General features: G+C 64.4%; 14 protein-coding genes and 1 pseudogene. 6 read left to right on the forward strand and 9 right to left on the reverse strand.

The window, feature by feature from the left end; genetic code table 11:
* Positions 1-110: 110 nt before the first annotated feature.
* The 6 genes from GHT07_RS12050 to GHT07_RS12075 all read right to left on the reverse strand — a co-directional run bounded on the left by GHT07_RS12050 (position 111) and on the right by GHT07_RS12075 (position 5,758).
* Positions 111-1,196 (reverse strand): extracellular catalytic domain type 1 short-chain-length polyhydroxyalkanoate depolymerase, encoded by a 1,086-nt coding sequence (locus tag GHT07_RS12050; RefSeq protein ID WP_228488313.1) that lies wholly within the window; start codon positions 1,194-1,196, stop codon positions 111-113.
* A gap of 23 nt (positions 1,197-1,219) precedes the next feature.
* Positions 1,220-1,645, reverse strand: a complete 426-nt coding sequence (locus GHT07_RS12055) for a CopG family transcriptional regulator (RefSeq protein ID WP_153585321.1) — start codon at positions 1,643-1,645, stop codon at positions 1,220-1,222.
* A 69-nt stretch (positions 1,646-1,714) separates the two neighbouring features.
* Complete coding sequence (locus GHT07_RS12060; protein WP_194792917.1) at positions 1,715-2,128, reverse strand: VOC family protein; 414 nt, start codon at positions 2,126-2,128, stop codon at positions 1,715-1,717.
* Positions 2,129-2,139: 11 nt separating this feature from the next.
* Positions 2,140-3,090, reverse strand: a complete 951-nt coding sequence (locus GHT07_RS12065) for a TIGR01777 family oxidoreductase (protein ID WP_153585323.1) — start codon at positions 3,088-3,090, stop codon at positions 2,140-2,142.
* Positions 3,091-3,145: 55 nt separating this feature from the next.
* Complete coding sequence (gene garD / locus GHT07_RS12070; protein WP_153585324.1) at positions 3,146-4,726, reverse strand: galactarate dehydratase; 1,581 nt, start codon at positions 4,724-4,726, stop codon at positions 3,146-3,148.
* Between the two features lie 9 nt (positions 4,727-4,735).
* Positions 4,736-5,758, reverse strand: a complete 1,023-nt coding sequence (locus tag GHT07_RS12075; RefSeq protein ID WP_153585325.1) for a LacI family DNA-binding transcriptional regulator — start codon at positions 5,756-5,758, stop codon at positions 4,736-4,738.
* 144 nt (positions 5,759-5,902) lie between these two features.
* Here GHT07_RS12075 and GHT07_RS12080 point away from each other — a divergent pair, with 144 nt between their 5' ends.
* The 4 genes from GHT07_RS12080 to GHT07_RS12095 are packed head-to-tail and all read left to right on the forward strand — an operon-like array spanning position 5,903 to position 9,876.
* A complete protein-coding gene (locus tag GHT07_RS12080) occupies positions 5,903-6,865 on the forward strand; it encodes a Bug family tripartite tricarboxylate transporter substrate binding protein (RefSeq protein ID WP_153585326.1) in 963 nt (320 codons plus the stop codon).
* A 10-nt stretch (positions 6,866-6,875) separates the two neighbouring features.
* The gene (gudD, locus tag GHT07_RS12085) at positions 6,876-8,207 is read left to right on the forward strand and encodes a glucarate dehydratase (RefSeq protein ID WP_153585327.1); all 1,332 of its coding nucleotides are present in this window, start codon (positions 6,876-6,878) and stop codon (positions 8,205-8,207) included.
* An 11-nt stretch (positions 8,208-8,218) separates the two neighbouring features.
* Positions 8,219-8,998 (forward strand): HpcH/HpaI aldolase family protein, encoded by a 780-nt coding sequence (locus GHT07_RS12090; protein WP_153585328.1) that lies wholly within the window; start codon positions 8,219-8,221, stop codon positions 8,996-8,998.
* Complete coding sequence (locus tag GHT07_RS12095) at positions 8,995-9,876, forward strand: 2-hydroxy-3-oxopropionate reductase (RefSeq protein WP_153585329.1); 882 nt, start codon at positions 8,995-8,997, stop codon at positions 9,874-9,876. Before GHT07_RS12090 ends, GHT07_RS12095 begins: the two co-directional genes overlap by 4 nt.
* A 52-nt stretch (positions 9,877-9,928) precedes the next feature.
* Here the strand turns inward: GHT07_RS12095 and kdpE are convergent, their stop codons facing one another.
* From kdpE to GHT07_RS12110, 3 genes and pseudogenes are all read right to left on the reverse strand, one after another.
* Positions 9,929-10,639 carry a two-component system response regulator KdpE gene (kdpE, locus tag GHT07_RS12100; protein ID WP_153585330.1) on the reverse strand — a complete coding sequence of 237 codons (711 nt, stop codon included), beginning with the start codon at positions 10,637-10,639 and terminating at the stop codon, positions 9,929-9,931.
* A gap of 2 nt (positions 10,640-10,641) precedes the next feature.
* Positions 10,642-12,117, reverse strand: a pseudogene (locus GHT07_RS12105) (DUF4118 domain-containing protein); the annotation flags it as partial.
* 75 nt (positions 12,118-12,192) lie between these two features.
* Positions 12,193-14,145, reverse strand: coding sequence for a potassium transporter Kup (locus tag GHT07_RS12110; RefSeq protein ID WP_153585332.1), 1,953 nt, complete (start codon positions 14,143-14,145; stop codon positions 12,193-12,195).
* Between the two features lie 217 nt (positions 14,146-14,362).
* Here GHT07_RS12110 and GHT07_RS12115 point away from each other — a divergent pair, with 217 nt between their 5' ends.
* Both GHT07_RS12115 and GHT07_RS12120 read left to right on the forward strand, forming a co-directional pair.
* Positions 14,363-14,518, forward strand: a complete 156-nt coding sequence (locus tag GHT07_RS12115) for a hypothetical protein (RefSeq protein WP_153585333.1) — start codon at positions 14,363-14,365, stop codon at positions 14,516-14,518.
* A 103-nt stretch (positions 14,519-14,621) separates the two neighbouring features.
* Complete coding sequence (locus tag GHT07_RS12120; protein WP_153585334.1) at positions 14,622-15,695, forward strand: histidine phosphatase family protein; 1,074 nt, start codon at positions 14,622-14,624, stop codon at positions 15,693-15,695.
* Positions 15,696-15,733: the final 38 nt, after the last annotated feature.

Raw genomic sequence — 15,733 nt, forward strand, 5'->3', positions numbered from 1 at the left:
GTGCTGATCTTGACGCACGAGCGCCCCGGCACCAAACCCCCGTCGTGCGAATACCCGCCGGATTAGCCGTTTGCGCAGCCCATTAAGCGCAGCGCATCAAGACCCGCACATCAAGACCGGCGCGGGTGTTCCAGGAAGAACCTGAGCATCTCGGCCGTGGCGTCGGGCCCACTGGCGTCGGTGTACGAGCCGGCCGGGCTGCCGCCCGACCATGCGTGGCCGCTGCTGTGAACAACCCAATGCTCTGCCACGACGCGCCCGTCGCTGGCCTTGTGCACGGCGCGGGTGTAGCGGCGGCCCCCGGTGCTGCGGCCCGTGGACGACTCGGTGCGCGCAGATGGCCCGGTGGTGGCCGCTATGACCTGCTCGCCATTGCGCGGATGGACGGTGGTGTCGGCATCGCCATGAAAGACGATCGTGGGCCGCGCCGTCGCTTTGTGCGCCACCGGTGTGCCGCCCTTTTGCATGGCACCCAGTGCCGACGAGAGGTCTTGCGCCGAGCCAGCGGCCAGCCCGGAATGAACGCCGGCAGCGGCATAGATGTCCGGGTAAGCGTCGGCCAGGATCGCCGCCATCGCGCCGCCGGCGGACAGGCCCGCTACATACACGCGCGCGGGGTCGATGGGATAGCGCTCGATGATCTCCAGCGTCATGTTGGCAAGCATCGCCGCCTCGCCGCGTCCACGCGCCTGGTGGGTGTGCTTGAACCAGTTCCAGCAGCGTTGCGGGTTGGCTTTGGACGACTGCGCGGGGTACAGCACGAAGCAGCCTTGCTCGCGCGCAGCGTCGTTCATGCGCGTGCCGGCTGCAAAGTCGCCGGGGCTTTGCGTGCAGCCGTGCAGCATGACCACCAGCGCGAGCTTCTGGCCGGCGCGGTGTGGCGGAATGTAGAGCTGCCAGTCGCGGCCCTGCGAGTGGCCGCTCGTGACGGTGTCGCCCTCCAGCACGGCAGGTGCATCTGCTGGCCTGGCATCCAGTGCGATCGCCCGGGTGGCTGCTGTGTGCGCCTCGGCATGGACTTCATGTGCATCCACATCAACCACGATGTCGTCGCGGCCGGTGTGCTGCTGGACGGGCGATTTCTGCAGGCCCGCCGACTGCAGTGCTGCCTGGATCACGGCGGTGGCGCCCATGAGATCGCGTGAGCGTGTCAGGCGCGTGGCCTCTTGCATCAGGCGCTGGAAGTTGGAGTTCAAAAGCGGCTTTCGTGAATGGGGTGTCAGTGAATGCGTGTGCGAAGTGCGGCGCGCACGGCAGGGCTTGCCTGCAGCGAGCCGAGTACGGTGATGGATTCGATGGTGGCCAGCGCCAGCTCGGGCGTGACGTCGGGATCGATCACCGCCAGGCCCAGCACGCGAATGTTCAGCTTGTCTCGCGCTGCCTTGAGCGACAGAAGATCAGCTTTGGTGAAGTAGTGGATGCCCAGCGTGAGCGTCTTGCGCGCGACGACTTGTTTGACGGCCTCGCCGTGTGCGGCCAGCTGGTTGCGCACGGCTGTGCGGATGAGATCGGTGCGGTTGGCGTAGAAGCCCTCTTGCACCAGCAAGTCGATCTGGCCGAGATCGACGCAACCTAGGTTGATGGTGATCTTTTCGTCGGCAGGTTTGGCTGACGAGGTGAGGGAGCGTGTGCTGGCTTTCGGCATGAAAACCATCTTAGCACCATCCAAGTGGATGGTGGAACCAAATGGCCGACAGCAGCCGCAGGCGCGGCCTTACAGCGCGTGCCGTTCGCGCTCCATGTCGAACGTGAGCTCAACCTTCAACCCGGCCGGGTCGGTGAAGAAGACTTGCATCATGTTCCAGCCTGGCACCAGCCGCGCGTCAAAGGCAATGCCACGCGCAGCCAGCTTGGCCTTCGCGCTTTCAAGACCCGTGGCCTTGAGCGCGATGTGGTCGAACTGGCCCGTGGGCTTGTCGGGCGAGATCGGCGGCGCTGACTCAGGCAGCGTCGCGGCAAGGTGGAGGATGGCCGCTTCCGAGCCGCCGTAGAGCCAGTAGCCCGGGAAGGGAAAGCGCGGCCGCGCGCCTTCGGTCAGGCCGAGCACGTCCACATAGAAGTCGCGCACGGCAGCAAGGTCAGACGGGCGCGTGCGGATGTTGTAGTGATCGATGTGCGTGATGCGCATGAGCGGCTCCTTCATGAACGGGCCTGCGCGAGGTTGTCCAGCCCCTCGCGCAGTGAAGCGAATTGGAAACGATAACCGGCAGCCTGCGCTGCGGCGGGCACGACCCACTGGCCGTCCACCAGCAATTCCGACATCTCGCCCATGCCCAGGCGCAATGCCCAGCGCGGCACGCGCAGCAGCGCGCGGCGATGCAGTGACTGCGCCATTTCTTTGGCGAACTCAGACTGCTTCCTGAGATCAGGCGCAACGGCATTGACGGGGCCGCGCAGCTGCTCGTTGGTGATGGCGAAGTCGATCAGGCCCACTGCATCTTGCAGGTGAATCCAGGGCACAGGCTGGTTGCCATCGCCCAGCTGCGCGCCCAGGCCGAAACGGCTCGCAGTGGCCAGGCCCGGATAAGCGCCGCCGCCTGTACCCAGCACGATGCCAAAGCGCGTGCACACCACGCGCACGCCCAGCGCTTCTGCGCGCTGCGCTTCACGCTCGATGGCCACGCACAAGTCCGACTGGAAGCGTCCCGGCTCGGGTGCTGCCCGTTCATCGAGCGGCGCATTGCCAGCTGGCACGCCGTAGAACCCGACAGCGGACGCAGCCACGAGCACGCGGGGGCGCTGCTGCAGGCGTTGCATCAGCGCGATAAGTTCCTGCGTGATGCTGGTGCGGCTGCGCACGAGCAGTTCACGCCGCGCGTGTGTCCATGGCTGGCCCAGCACCGTCGCACCTGCGAGGTGAACCACTGCGTCGATGTGGGTGCCTGCGGGGATGTCGCCAAGCTGCTGCGTCACCCACACACCCGCGCCCAGCGCGCTCCTGGCACGGTGCGCGTTGCGGCTATAGGCAATGACGCTCTTGCCCTCTTGCACCAGCTGCTTGACGAGCGCGGAGCCGATGAAGCCTGTTGCACCTGTGACGAGCACGGCAGGCTGCGTCGGCCATAACGCACTGTGGGTCGCTGAGTTCATGGCCCATGCTACCCGGCGCGGGGCAAGCTCGTGCAGCGCAGGCGCGAGTGACCGGTCAGGTCACAGGGGCAGGATTGAAAAGCACGAGTGAGTTGTGCAGCTTCCACTTCTCGGCCCACGTCTGCTGGCGGCCGCTGGCCACGTCGAGCATCAGCTTGAAGAGCTGCCAGCCGACATCTTCTATCGAGGCGGTTCCGTCTGCGATGGTGCCTGCATTGAGGTCCATCAAGTCATGCCAGCGCGTCGCGAGCTCCGTGCGCGTGGCGACCTTGATCACGGGCACCTGCGCCAGTCCATACGGCGTGCCGCGGCCGGTGGTGAACACATGCAGGTTCATGCCCGCAGCGAGCTGCAGCGTGCCGCAGATGAAGTCGCTGGCTGGTGTCGCTGCAAAGGTCAGGCCCTTGGTCTTGAGCTTTTCGCCCGGTGAGAGCACGCCCGAGATGGGCGCGGTGCCGGACTTGACGATAGAGCCCATCGCCTTCTCGACGATGTTCGAGAGGCCACCCTTCTTGTTGCCCGGCGTGGTGTTCGCACTGCGGTCTGCGCCGCCGCGCTTCAAATACGCGTCATACCAGGCCATCTCGTGGATCATCGCTTCGGCAAGTTCCGGCGTGCTCGCGCGCGACGTGAGCTGGTCGATGGCGTCTCGCACTTCCGTTGTTTCGGAGAACATCACGCTGGCACCGGCGCGCACGAGCAGGTCGGTGCAAAAGCCGACGGCCGGGTTCGCCGTGACGCCCGAAAATGCATCGCTGCCGCCGCACTGCACGCCTACGACCAGCTCGCTCGCGGGCACCGTTTCGCGGCGGCGTGCGTTCAGGCGTTGAAGGTGTTGCTCAGCCTGCCGCATGATGGACTCGACCATCGCCATGAAGCCGACATGTGCGTCGTCTTGCAGGCACACGACATCGAGTGCGGCATCGCTTCGCGCGTCGACGATGGAAAAGCTGCCGGGCGGCAGCAGGCGTTCAGGCTGCAGCTTCTCGCAGCCCAGGCTCACCACCATCACTTCACCGCCGAAGTTGGGGTTGAGGCTGATGTTGCGCAGCGTGCGGATCGGCACGATGGCATCGGGCGCGTCGATGGCAACGCCGCAGCCGTAGCCATGCTCCAGCGCCACAAGATCATCGACATGCGGGTACTTCGGCAGCAGTTCCGCCTTGATGCGCTGGACGGCAAAGTCAGTCACGCCCGCAACGCATTGCACCGTCTGCGTGATCGCAAGGATGTTGCGCGTGCCCACCGAGCCATCCGCGTTGCGATAGCCCTCGAAGGTGTAGCCCGCCAGCGGCGGCAGCGGCTCGCGCTTTGCAGTGGAGATAGGCAGGTTGTCGAGGCCGCGCGCATCGGGCATTTCCAGCAGCCGCTCGTGCACCCAGCTGCCCGCAGCAATGTCCTTGAGCGCGCGGCCAATCGTCACGTTATAGCGGCGCACAGCGCTGCCTGCAGGCAAGTCGACCAGCGCCACCTTGTGGCCCTGCGGCACCGTCTCTTTCAGCATGAGGCCCGATGCGAACACGGCGCCCGCCCGCAAGCCGCCCTGGTTGGCAACGATGCCCACGTTGTCGTGCGGGTGCATCGTGATGTACAGGGGCGCTGAGGTGGTTGGCGTGGTTGATGTGGCGTCGGACATGCTGGCAACCTATTTCCTGCGTGCGGCAGACGCACCCGTTGAATCGCGCTCGACGATTCGAAAACCGACATCGATGATGGGTTCCTTCACTGCGCGGCCCGCGCAGCGGTCGATGATGAGTTGCGCCGCGCGGCGGCCAATTGCGGCACCGTCAACTTGCACGGTGGTCAGCGATGGCATCAGGTGCGCCGCAAAATCCGCATCGCCGAACCCGCAGATGGCGATGTCGCCGGGCACGCGCAGGCCGCGCGCTTGCGCTTCGATGATCGCGCCCAGCGCGAATTCGTCGGAGCTGCAGTACACAGCCTCGAGCTTCGGGTCTTGCGCCAGCAGTTGCGCCATGGCGCGCCGGCCCATCTCCAGGTTGCTGGGCGCGGGCACGATGGCCGTGGGCACTTCACGGCCGATCACGGCGCAAAAGCCTTCACGCCGCGTCATCGCGCGGTGGTCATCACCTGTTGCAACACCCACGCGGCGCCAGCCTTTGTTGAGGAAGAAGCCGCCGATGGCGCTGCCCACTTTCAGATGCGAGAAGCCGACGATCATGTCCAGCGGGTGCGCGCTCAGGTCCCACATCTCGACCACGGGAATGCCCAGGCGCTTGAGTTGGTCGCGCGATGTTTGCGACCCCACCAGCCCCGTGATGACGACGCCATCGGGCCGGCGGCTGATCATGGTGCTGAGCAACTTTTCTTCACGCGAATTCGCGTAGCCGGTCTGGCCGAGGATCAGCTGGTAGCCCTGTGCATCGAGCGTTTCCGTCAACGCGCGGATGGTCGGCAGGAACTGCGGCACGGAGATCACGGGCACCAGCCCCGCCACGGTCATGCTGCGCTTGGACTTCAAGCTGCCTGCGAGCAGGTTGGGTGTGTAGCCCGTCTTCATCACCGCGTCGCGCACGCGCTCTATCGTGCCTTCGGACACAACACCCGGATTGCTGAGCGCACGTGAAGCGGTGATCAGCGACACGCCGGCCACACGTGCAACATCGTGCAATGTGGCGGGTTTCGGCGTGGGCGTGGGCTTTCTCATGGGGTAGCAGGCAGGCGGCGACCGGCGGTGTTGACAGCGGCTGAATGACAACGTTACCATACTCCCGCTTTCATTGCCAATCCACCCCTCAGGCATGCGCGAAATGACAACGTTATCACGCAGCCGATCCAGGAGACATTTCTCATGAAAAAAGCACTCACTGCCATTCTTCTTGGTGTGGCCGCGCTCGCCGCGCAAGCGCAGGCCTGGCCGATGGGCAAGCCGATCACGCTGGTCGTGCCGTTCCCGCCGGGCGGCTCGACAGACCTGATCGCGCGCACGCTGTCGAACCAGTTGCCCGCCAAGCTCGGCGGCGCGAACGTCATCGTTGACAACCGGGCAGGCGCGACGGGCACGATTGGCGCGGCGCAAGTGGTTCGCGCACCAGCCGACGGCTACACGTTGTTCGTGTCGTCCCTCGGGCCGTTCGTCATCGCACCGCACTTGATCAAGGTGCCCTACGACGCACTGAAGGATTTCGACACCATCTCCATCGCCGTGCAGGCACCCAACGTGCTCGTCGTGCCGGCGGCGTCGGCCCACAAGTCGCTGGCGGATGTGATCACGTTCCTCAAAGCCAACCCGAACAAGATGTCGTTCGCCTCGTCGGGCAACGGCAGCAGCGACCACCTCACCGCTGAACTGTTCTGGCTGCAGACCAGCACCACTGGCATCCACGTGCCGTACAAGGGCGGCGGCCCGGTGATGACGGACTTGCTGGGTAACCAGGTCGATTCGTCGTTCATGAACATCAATACGGCCATGCCGCAGATCCTGGCCGGCAAGCTGCGCGCACTGGCCATCACGAGCGAGAAGCGTTCGCCGCTGCTGCCGAACGTGCCAACGCTCGACGAGAGCGGCGTGAAGGGGGCGAACGTCTATTCATGGCAAGCCGTCGCAGCGCCCAAGGGCCTGCCCGCTGACGTGAAGAAGAAGGTCCATGACGCCATCGTTGCTTCGCTGAACGATCCGGCCGTCAAGCCAAAGCTGCTGGAGCTGGGCTTTGAAATCGTTGCTAACACGCCCGAGCAGTTTGCTGCTTATCAGGCGTCGGAATACGCGCGCTGGGGCAAGCTGATCACCAGCCGCAACATCAAGGCCGACTGAGTTGGCATTGATGATCGATTCGACGCCACGCATCACCGACTTGCGCGTGATCCCCGTCGCGGGCCGCGACAGCATGCTGCTGAACCTGAGCGGTGCGCACGGCCCGTTCTTCACGCGCAACCTGCTGCTGCTCACGGATAGCAGCGGGCGTGTGGGTGTGGGCGAGGTGCCCGGCGGCGAGAAGATCCGCCAGACACTGGAAGATGCGACAGAGCTGGTGGTGGGCAAGTCGATCGGCAATCACCAGGCGGTGTTGCAGGAGATGCATCGCCTCTTTGCCGATCGCGATGCAGGCGGGCGCGGGTTGCAGACGTTCGACCTGCGCACGACGATTCATGCGGTGACGGCTGTTGAATGTGCCTTTCTTGATCTGCTGGGGCAGTTTCTGGATGTGCCTCTTGCTGCACTGCTTGGCGAAGGCCAGCAGCGCGATTCAGTCGAGATGCTCGGCTACCTGTTCTACGTGGGCGACAAGCACAAGACCGACTTGCCGTATGCGAGCGAGCCGGATGCAAGGGCGGACTGGTTCCGCCTTCGCCACGACAAGGCGTTGACGCCCGAGGCTATCGTGCGGCTCGCGCAGGCCGCGTACGAGCACTACGGCTTCAACGACTTCAAGCTCAAGGGCGGCGCGCTGCGCGCAGAAGAAGAAATCGAGGCGGTGAAAGCGCTGCATGAGCGCTTTCCGAAGGCGCGCGTCACACTCGACCCCAACGGCGGCTGGCTATTGAAGGACGCGATTCGCCTCATGCGCGATATGCGTGGCGTGGTCGCGTATGCCGAAGACCCGTGCGGCGCTGAAGACGGCTTCTCGGGCCGCGAAGTGATGGCGGAGTTTCGCCGCGCCACCGGCTTGCCGACGGCGACGAACATGGTGGCGACCGACTGGCGGCAGCTCACTCATGCGTTGTCATTGCAGTCCGTGGACATACCGCTGGCCGATCCGCATTTCTGGACGATGGCCGGTTCGGTGCGCGTGGCGCAGACCTGCCGCGACTGGGGCCTGACGTGGGGCTCGCACTCGAACAATCACTTCGACGTATCGCTCGCTATGTTCACGCATGTCGCCGCCGCTGCGCCGGGCCGCGTGACCGCCATCGACACGCACTGGATCTGGCAGGACGGCCAGCGCCTGACGCGCGAGCCGCTGCAAATTGTGGGCGGCATGGTCGAGGTGCCGAAGAAGCCGGGCCTGGGCGTGGAGCTCGACATGCAGGAAGTGCAGAAGGCGCACGAGCTGTACAAGCAGCATGGCCTGGGCTCGCGCGACGACGCCATCGCCATGCAATACCTCATCCCCGGATGGAAATTCAACCCGAAGCGCCCCGCGCTCGACCGCTGAAAGCAAAACCCATGAGAGCAAACAAACTGCGCGAGATCTGGAAGGCAGGCGGCGCCGCCGTGAACGGCTGGCTCGCCATCCCGAACAGCTTTGCCGCCGAGACGATGGCGCACCAGGGCTGGGACACGCTCACTGTCGATATGCAGCACGGCGTGGCCGACTACCAGGCGATGGTGACGATGCTGCAGGCCGTGTCCACGACAGGCACCGTGCCTGTGGTGCGTGTGCCGTGGCTGGAACCGGGTGTGCTGATGCGCACGCTGGATGCAGGCGCGTACGCCGTGATCTGCCCGATGGTGAACACGCGTGAAGACGCACAAAAGCTCGTCTCGTGGACGCACTACGCACCGCAAGGCACGCGCAGCTTTGGGCCCGTGCGCGCGTTGCTGTACAGCGGTGCTGACTATCCCGACCACGCCAACAACACCATCGTGACGTTCGCGATGATCGAGACGGCGCAGGCGCTCGACAACCTGGACAACATTCTCTCGGTTGAAGGGCTCGACGCGGTGTACATCGGCCCTTCGGACTTGTCGCTCTCATTGGGCTGCAAGCCGTCGATGGACGACCTGGAGCCGAAAGTCGCGCAGGCGGTAGAGTACATCCTGGCGCGCGCGAAGGCGCACGGCGTGGTCGCTGGCATTCACAACACATCGCCAGAGACGGCGCTGGCACGCATCGGCAAGGGCTTCCAGTTCGTGACCGTGAGTTCCGATGCGCGCCTGATGGCCGCGGGTGCGCAAGCCGTCATGGCGAAGATGAACGCGGGCAGGGCAGGGGGCAAGGCATGAAGGTCGGTTTCATCGGGCTGGGCATCATGGGCGCGCCGATGGCGCAGCACCTGCTGGCCGCTGGGCATGAGTTGTTCGTACGCACGCGCAGCAAGGTGCCCGAAGCGCTGAGCGCAGCAACGGTGTGCCCGACCAACACGGCAGTGGCCCAGGCCGCAGACGTCGTCTTCCTGATGCTGCCCGACACGCCGGATGTTGAGCTGGTGCTGTTTGGCAAGGATGGTATTGCTGCGGGCCTGTCGAAAGGCAAGACCGTGGTGGACATGAGCTCGATCTCGCCCATGGAGACCAAGCGATTCGCGCAAGCCGTCAACGAGTTGGGTTGCGACTATCTCGATGCGCCTGTGTCGGGTGGCGAAGTGGGCGCGAAGGCCGCGAGCCTCACCATCATGGTCGGTGGCGACGAAGCGGTGTTCGAGCGCGTCAGGCCGTTGCTGCAGCTCATGGGCAAGAACATCACGCTGGTGGGTGGCAACGGTGACGGGCAGACGACGAAGGTCGCCAATCAGATCATCGTGGCGCTGAATATTGCAGCCGTAGGGGAGGCGCTGCTGTTTGCTTCGAAGGCAGGCGCCGATCCGGCGAAGGTGAGGCAGGCGTTGATGGGCGGCTTTGCAGCGTCGCGCATTCTTGAAGTGCATGGCGAGCGGATGATCAAGCGCACGTTCAATCCGGGGTTTCGGATTGCGCTGCACCAAAAGGATCTGGGGCTTGCGCTTGCGGGCGCCAAGACGCTGGGTGTCGCGTTGCCGCAGACTGCGTCAGCGGCGCAGTTGATGCAGGTGTGTGCTGCGCATGGGTGGGATCAGCTTGATCACTCGGCACTGGTCAAGGGGCTGGAGACTATGGCTGCGCATGAGGTGGCGCAGGGGGAGTAGGTTTTGCGGCGTGCCCCCACCCCGGCCCTCCCCCAGAGGGGGAGGGAGGAAGTCAATGTTGCGGCACGACCATCAAACGATATCCAACGGCAGTCTCCGTCAATAGATGTCGCGGCTGCGCCGGATCGTCTTCGAGCTTTTGCCGCAGATGCCCCATGTAGATGCGCAGGTAGTGGCTTTGCTCGGCATGAGACGGGCCCCACACCTCGCGCAGGAGTTGGCGGTGCGTGAGCACACGGCCGGCATTGGCGACGAGCACGGCCAACAACCTGTACTCGATGGGTGTGAGGTGCACTTCCACACCGGCACGCCGCACGAGCCGTGCCTGCCGGTCGATTTCAACCGCACCGAAGCGAAACACCGTCGTGTCTTCATTCGCGTCATCACCACCAGCCGCCCGTGGCCTGCGCAAGTTCGCACGCACGCGTGCGAGTAGCTCGCCCACGCCGAAGGGCTTGGTGAGGTAGTCGTCAGCGCCCGCATCGAGCGCTGCGATCTTGTCGGCCTCGTCGGTGCGCGCCGACAGGATGATGATCGGCACCGCAGACCAGCCGCGCACTTCGCGGATCAAATCGAGCCCGTCGCCGTCAGGCAGCCCCAGGTCGAGCACGAGCAAGTCGGGCTTGCGTGTGCCCGTCTCGACGATGCCGCGTGCCAGCGTGCTGGCTTCGTGCACCTGCCAGCCTTCGCCTTCCAGCGCAGCGCGCACGAAACGCCGGATCTGCGGTTCGTCTTCGATGATGACGGCGGTGGGGCGGGACATGGCTATTCGGTCAACAGGGGAGCAGGCTTGCGCGGCAGGGTCACCGTGAATTCCGCGCCGCCGGTCGATGCGTTGCGCGCGCGAATCTCACCACGATGTGCGTCGACCACGGCCTTGCAGATGGCAAGGCCAAGGCCGACACCGGTTGTGGCTGATTCAGCATGGCCACGCGTGAATTTCTCGAACAACAGGTGCTCGCGGCTTTGCAGCGAAGGCGGCAGACCCGGGCCGTGATCACGCACAGACAAAACCATGCTGCCTTCCTGCGCGTGCGCTGACACTTCAATCGGCGGCGCGCCGTACTTCGCAGCGTTCTCCAGCAGGTTGACCAGTACGCGTTCGATCAGCGTTGCATCGAATTCCACCAGCGGCAAGTCGGCAGGCACATGCACTCGCACCTCTTTGCCCGCGAGCACCGAGCGAACGCTGCGCAGGGCCGAGCCAACGACTTCTTCCACCGACTGCCACTCCAGCCGCAGGCTCACATTGCCGCTTTGCAGGCGCGCCATGTCGAGCAGGTTGTTGGTCAGCGTGGCGAGTTCGCGGGCTTGCTCGGCGATGGCGGCTGCGTTCTCTGCCTGCGCAGGCGTCAGCGCTGGTTGTGAATGCCGCAGCGTCTCAGCCAGACCGACCAGCGCCGTGAGTGGCGTGCGCACGTCATGCGAGATCGCGGCAAGCAGTGCATTGCGCAGGCGTTCCGACTCGATGTCGATCAGCGCCTGGTGCGAGACCTCAACGTAGTGCACGCGCTCAAGTGCAATGGCGATCTGGCGGGCAAACGTGTCGAGCTGCTGGTGCTGCTCGCTCGCCATCGGCCACCGCGGTTGCGCGGGCTGTAGCGCGAGCACGCCGCGCACGCGCATCGGCGCAACCAGCGGTACGTAGTGCCATGCGGGCGCTGCAACGTCGGCAGTCGTTGGGCCTAGTGCCTGATCGGTGCGATAAGCCGCATTCGCCATGCTGGCCTCGAACCCGGCGGGCATGGGTTCAGGAAGTGCGAGTGACTCATGCGGATCGCGCGAATCAGGCAGCAGCACCAGCGCGCTGCCGCCAAAGTGCCGCTGCACGGCCGATTCACCGATCTGCACCACCTGCGATGCGAGCAGCGCAGACGAAAGCTCGCGCGACAGTTCGAAGAGCGACTGCGCACGCCGCTCGCGGCTGGCCGCAATGTTCGCCTGGAAGCGCAGGCCCGCCGTCAACTGGCCGGTGAGCAAGCCGACAGCAAGCATCACGGCAAACGTGACGATGTATTGCACGTCGTTCACCGCAAATGAAAAGCGCGGCGACACGAAGAAGAAGTCGAACGCAACCACGTTGAGCATTGACGCGAGCGCGGAAGGCCCGCGGCCCCATCGCAATGCGATGCCTACCGTGCCCAGCAAGTACAGCATCACCACATTGGCCGGGTCCAGCAGGTTGGCCAGCGGCGTCATCAGCAACGTCAGGGCAACGCAGCACAGCGCCGCATAGGCATACGAGCGCCGTGCGGAGGACGGCGCGGCTTGCGTGTCGCTGTGCGGTTCAGTGGCGCTGGCCATCGCCGCAGGTTATCACTGGCCTTGCGGCCTGCGGCCGAATTCCACCACCCGGTTGGGCGGCAGGTGGAAGTAGTCGGACGAGCGGCTGGAGTTGCGGTGCATCCACGCGAAGAGCGCTTGCCGGGCCAGCGTCATGCGCTTGAGGTGGCCTGTGGCAACCGTCTCGCGGGAGACGAAGTAGGTGGTCGTCATCGTCTCCAGCGGTATGCCGCGCTGGTACGACAGCACCTTCATCATCTCGGGCACGTCGGGCGTTTCCATGAAGCCGTGGCGCAGGGTGACTTGCCAGAAGTCGGCGCCCAGGTCAGCCACGTCGAATCGGTGCGCTGAATCGACGCGCGGCGAGTCCACGCCGACAACCTGCAGCACGATGTTGCGCTGGTGCATGACCTGGTTATGCTTGAGGTTGTGCAGCAGCGCATGCGGCACGAACTCAGGTTCGGCCGTGAGGAACACGGCAGTGCCTTTGACGCGATGCGGCGCATCAGCCAGCAGCGACTGCACGAATGGACGCATCTCGATGCGGCCTGCCATCGCAAGCTCGTGCACAAGGCTTCGGCCGCGCGCCCAGGTGGTGAACAAGACCAGCACCACTGCCGCGACTGCCAGCGGCAGCCATCCGCCTTCGGCGATCTTCAGGCTGTTGGCCGCCAGGAACAGCGTGTCGATGCCCAGCAGCACTGCGGCACCCATGATCACGAGCACGGCGTTCCAGCGCCACACACGCAGCGCGACGAGGGCCGCAAGCACCGTGGTGGTCACCATCGTCACCGACACGGCAATGCCGTAAGCCGCAGACAAGGCGCTGGAGTTCTTGAACGACAGCACGAGCGCCACCACGCCAATGGCCAGCAGCCAGTTCACCGCCGGCATGTAGATTTGCCCCATGGCCTGCCCGGAGGTCTGCACGATGCGAAGGCGCGGCAAGTAGCCCATTCGCATCGCCTGCGCCGTGAGCGAATACGCGCCAGAGATCACCGCCTGCGAAGCAATCACGGTTGCGAGCGCCGACAGGATGACCATGGGTATCACGCCCCAGGCGGGCACCATGCGAAAGAACGGGTTGTCGATAGCAGTTGGGTCGCTCAGCACCAGCGCGCCCTGGCCAAAGTAGTTCAGCACCAGCGCTGGCAAGGCCACGAAGAACCACGCCTGCCGGATCGCGCGTGCGCCGAAGTGGCCCATGTCCGCATAGAGCGCTTCACCGCCCGTCACGGCAAGAAATACAGAGCCGAGCACTGCGAGCGACTGAGCCGGATGCGACGCGAGGAACTGCGCTGCCCACAGCGGGTTGAGCGCTTGCAGCACGCGCGGGTCGTCTGCGATGTGTTGCACGCCGAGCCAGGCGAGCGTGGCGAACCACAGCAGCATGATGGGCCCGAACACCTTGCCCACGGCCCCGGTGCCCAGGCGCTGCGCGGCAAATAGCGCAACCAGAATGACGAGCGTCAGCGGCAGCACGTACGCGTTGAAAAGCGGCGTTGCAACGTTCAGCCCTTCAACGGCCGACAAAACGGAGATCGCTGGTGTGATCAGGCTGTCGCCATAAAACATGGCTGCACCCGTCAGCCCCATGCCTGCAATGAGCCGCAGCATCCACGGATGCGACGCCTGCCCGGCAATGCCCTGGCGTGCGAGCGCCTGCAAGGCCATGATGCCGCCTTCGCCATCGTGATCGGCGCGCAGCACGAACACGATGTACTTCACCGTGACCACCAGCGTCAGCGCCCAGAAGATCAAGGACAACAAGCCCAGCACAGCATCGGGCGTGAGCGGCACGCCGTGCTCGGGGTTGAGGCATTCGCGCAGTGCGTAGAGCGGCGACGTGCCGATGTCGCCATAGACAACGCCGAGCGCCGCCAGTGCGATGGCACCTCGCCAGCCGTGGGCCGACGCTTCGTTGTGGGATGCAGTGAGTATCACGGTGAGTGGGGCGAACCCGAGTGAAGAGGCGCCGATTCTCATGCGGGCACGCCGCAGTTTTTCATTGCGCGCGCCGCCGGGGCCAAGTCTTTACGCATTTTTTATGGCGCGGCTGGCGAAATAATGTCGGCTGCTCCACGTCGAACCTTCAACAGACAAGATCGGGCCGGCATCGTGCAAGAAATCCATTCCGCTGCAAGAGGCGCACTTTGCCTACGAGCACACGGGCTCGCCGCAGGAAGTGATCATTGACCGGTTCATGAGCGTGAGCTTCATCGCCGCCGCATCGCATGCCGATCGCGAAGACATTCGCGCGTCGCTGGCGGAATTGATCGCAACGCATCCGGCGTTGAAAGGAAAGGATCGCGTCAGCTTTCCGTATCGCACAGTGGCATATCACTGCGCGCGCATCTGAGCTCATTGCAAGAGCGAGCGCCAAGACCTTCGGTTTGGCAGTGGAACGATATGCGGCGCAGGGTCACAAAGCCGCGTAGTCCACTTCCATCGAAATGTAGTTAATGCCCCGATTTTTCTCCTGGCCCTGCGGCGCGAACGTGCAGGCACCGCACACGACCGACACCACCAATCCTGTTCCTGCCGCATCGGATACCTCGCGCCACGAACGACCTTTGGCGATTGAGCCGCCGGCGCCGCGCTTCTATGCCGAGAATCTGGTGATCCTGACGCCGGCCGACAAAGGTTGCCTGAGCGTGTCCGCAAGCGTGGGCTACGCACTATTGACTGCCCCGGAAAGCCCGTTCTGGGAGCAGGCCAAGGCAACGAATGCAGCGTTAATTTGCCAGTTGGGCGCGCTAAGCCGGGCGATCGAGGCGGCCCGTCAGTCCGGATCGCCAGAGCTGGATGAACTTGAACAGCGTGCAGCGGGTATTGAGATTGAGATTGACCGGCTGAATGCGGATATCGTGAGTCTTCCACAGCGTGGCCCCGTTGACACGGCGAACGTGGCCCGTGATCGACTGATGATCCTCAATGCGATGGCATGGGGAAAAAAAGATAAGGCCCAAACTGCTGCGGAGTATGCAGAGCAGCAGTGGGCGAGGCTGAATGATGTGCGCGCGCAAGCGCAACCGAACCCACCGTTGGCGCGTGGAGCCGGTATGCAGTGGAGCAGCTATGTCACCAGGCGCAGTGAGCTTGTCGGCGAATTGACTGTAGTTGCCGACGAGCTGAAAAGGCGGATGGCAGGGGGGCGGCCTTCGGGCAAGCGTGAGTTGCTGTCGATCAGTATTTACTACGACCTGTTCAACGAGCTTGCCGGGGAAGTGCGCTCGCTCGACGCCGATGTTGCATCTGCGCATGCAGACTACCTCAAGGCTGACTCGGACCGGACGACCGACATAGCGTTAGCGGAGATGGAGTACTACCAAACCAAATTCGAATCGTCGCCTCAGGTGCCGACTCCTGGCGCGGTTGCGGCGGTCATACTGTACGTGGAACCCGAGCTTCGCGGGTCGGTAACGGCCGACGAACAACCCCGTCACGCCGCGTCCGCAACACGCCAGTCCGCAAGCGACTCTGCGGAACTTTCTGACCAAAAGCGGCATTCGAAGCCGGCGCTCATCGAAGACTAGCCGCCGGCTCCCATTCAATTGTTGAATCCCGGCATGTC

Source organism: Caenimonas koreensis DSM 17982, from assembly GCF_009646335.1.
GTDB lineage: Bacteria > Pseudomonadota > Gammaproteobacteria > Burkholderiales > Burkholderiaceae_C > Ramlibacter > Ramlibacter koreensis.